Source organism: Streptomyces sp. NPDC104831 (assembly GCF_055583025.1).
This window is the reverse complement of the sequence record NZ_JBVJOT010000137.1, coordinates 1-2,533: the sequence shown is the minus strand read 5'-3', so window position 1 is coordinate 2,533 and position 2,533 is coordinate 1. Positions and strand designations below refer to the sequence as shown.

The window sequence follows — 2,533 nt, the reverse complement described above, 5'->3', positions numbered from 1 at the left end:
GGTTGATAGGCCAGATATGGAAGCCTGGTAACGGGTGGAGTTGACTGGTACTAATAGGCCGAGGGCTTGTCCATTGATGCTCGCGTTCACTGTGTATGTTCTGAGGCAACGAACGGTTGCCGGTTCAGAGCTGAACTGAAACACAAGTAAAAAGTGTGCTTGTTCGCTCGAAACCATTAGGGTTTCGGTGGTCATAGCGTGAGGGAAACGCCCGGTTACATATCGAACCCGGAAGCTAAGCCTCACAGCGCCGATGGTACTGCAGGGGGGACCCTGTGGGAGAGTAGGACACCGCCGAACAATCTTTGGGAGGACCCCTGGTCACCAGCGTTCAGCTGGGACCAGGGGTCCTTTTGTTTTTACAATGCTTGAGGTACCACAGACAGGAGTCACCATGTCCACCAACTCTCCCGGCGACCGTCCGGAGCGCGACCAGCGGCGACGGGACAGTGGTGACCGGGGTGACCGCGGCGGCTTCCGGCGGGACAACGACCGCCGGGACAACGACCGTCGCACCAACGACCGCACCAACGACCGCGGCGGCTACGGCAGCCGGCGTGACGACCGCCGCGATGACCGCCGTGACGACCGTCGTGGTGATGACCGTCGTGGTGGTGGGTTCCGGCGTGAGGGCGATCGCGGTGCGCGTCCGGGGTTCCAGCGGGACGACCGGGACCGTGGCGACCGCGGTGGCTTCCGCCGTGACGACCGGCGCGACGACCGAGGTGGCTTCCGGCGCGACGACCGTCGTGACGACGACCGTGGCTTCCGCCGCGACGACAGCCGTGGCGACCGCCCGTCCTACCGCCGTGACGACGACCGAGGTGGCTACCGCCGCGACGACCGCCGAGACGACCGCGGCGACCAGCGCGGTGGTTTCCGGGGCCGTGACGACCGGCGCGACGACCGCCGTGGCGACGACCGCGGCGGCTTCCGCCGGGACGACCGCCGGGACGACCGTCGTGGTGATGACCGTCGTGGTGATGACCGTCGTGGTGGTGGGTTCCGGCGTGAGGGCGATCGCGGTGCGCGTCCGGGGTTCCAGCGGGACGACCGGGACCGTGGCGACCGTGGCGGCTTCCGCCGTGACGACCGGCGCGACGACCGAGGTGGCTTCCGGCGCGACGACCGTCGTGACGACGACCGTGGCTTCCGCCGCGACGACAGCCGTGGCGACCGCCCGTCCTACCGCCGTGACGACGACCGAGGTGGCTACCGCCGAGACGACCGCGGCGACCAGCGCGGTGGTTTCCGGGGCCGTGACGACCGGCGCGACGACCGAGGTGGCTTCCGGCGCGACGACCGCCGTGGCGACGACCGCGGCGGCTTCCGGCGCGACGACCGTCGTGACGACCGGCGTGACGACGACCGTGGCGGCTTCCGCCGGGACGACCGTCGTGACGACCGCGGCGACCAGCGCGGTGGTTTCCGGGGCCGTGACGACCGTGGCGGCCGTGGGCCCCGTAGGGACGACCGCGGTGGCCGTCCGGGCGGCGGCTTCCAGAGGCGTGACGGGCGGGACGACCGCCGTGGCGGCGCCGGCGGCGCCCGGTTCCGCGATGAGCGGGACCGGGACCGGGAGCCGATCAAGCGGCTGCCGATCCCGGAGGACGTCACCGGCGACGAGATCGACAGGGACGTCCGCCAGGAGCTGCAGAGCCTGCCCAAGACGCTCGCCGAGGACGTCGCCAAGAACCTGGTGATGGTGGCCCGGCTGATCGACGAGGACCCCGAGGGCGCCTACGGCTACGCCAGGGTCGCGCTCCGCCTCGCCTCCCGCGTGGCCGCCGTGCGCGAGGCCGCCGGCTTCGCCGCGTACGCCAGCCAGAAGTACAGCGAGGCGCTCGCCGAGTTCCGGGCCGCCCGGCGCATGACCGGCACCGTCGAGCTGTGGCCGGTCATGGCCGACTGCGAGCGCGGACTCGGCCGGCCGGAGAAGGCGCTGGAGATGGCCGGCGCACCGGAGGTGCACAAGCTGGACAAGGCCGGCCAGGTGGAGATGCGGCTCGTCGCCGCCGGCGCCCGGCGTGACATGGGCCAGCTGGACGCGGCCATCGTGACCCTGCAGAGCCCGGAGCTGGCCTCCAACTCGGTGCAGCCGTGGACCGCGCGCCTGCGCTACGCCTACGCCGACGCCCTGCTGGCCGCCGGCCGGGAGCGCGAGGCGCGGGACTGGTTCGCGAAGGCCGTCGAGGCCGACCGGGACGGCAGCACGGACGCCTCCGACCGGCTCGCCGAGCTGGACGGCGTGGAGTTCGTCGACGCCCTCGCCGAGGACGCCCCGGACGAGTCCGGGGAAGCGGCCGGGTCCACGGACGACGCCCCGGAGGACGCCCCGGAGGACGGCGACAAGCACTGACGCCGGCCGACACCGGCGCGGAGCGCGACGGAACCGTCACGTGAAAGGGGGGCGGGGGGGGGGGGGGGGGGGGGGCGCCCTCGCCGTCCTGGGGTCCTCTCTTTCCTTGGCGGGTTTTTGTTCGGCACGATCTTTTTTTCCCCCCCCGCGCTTCCTCTCCGGGCGCTGTCCTTC

General features: G+C 71.7%; 3 protein-coding genes and 1 rRNA gene. 3 read left to right on the top strand and 1 reads right to left on the bottom strand.

Translation table 11 applies throughout. The features are described from left to right. Positions 1–195, bottom strand: a 195-nt coding sequence (locus tag ACZ63H_RS38570) for a hypothetical protein (RefSeq protein WP_397957281.1), incomplete at its 3' end; no start/stop codon positions are given. On the opposite strand from ACZ63H_RS38570, the gene rrf reads away from it, so the two are divergent. The 3 genes from rrf to ACZ63H_RS38555 all read left to right on the top strand — a co-directional run bounded on the left by rrf (position 184) and on the right by ACZ63H_RS38555 (position 2,359). Beyond that, positions 184–300, top strand: a 5S ribosomal RNA gene (rrf, locus tag ACZ63H_RS38565). The genes ACZ63H_RS38570 and rrf overlap by 12 nt on opposite strands. Positions 301–557: 257 nt before the next feature. Next, the gene (locus ACZ63H_RS38560) at positions 558–1,703 is read left to right on the top strand and encodes a hypothetical protein (protein ID WP_469873116.1); all 1,146 of its coding nucleotides are present in this window, start codon (positions 558–560) and stop codon (positions 1,701–1,703) included. Then, positions 1,595–2,359, top strand: coding sequence for a tetratricopeptide repeat protein (locus ACZ63H_RS38555; protein ID WP_469873115.1), 765 nt, complete (start codon positions 1,595–1,597; stop codon positions 2,357–2,359). Before ACZ63H_RS38560 ends, ACZ63H_RS38555 begins: the two co-directional genes overlap by 109 nt. Positions 2,360–2,533: the final 174 nt, after the last annotated feature.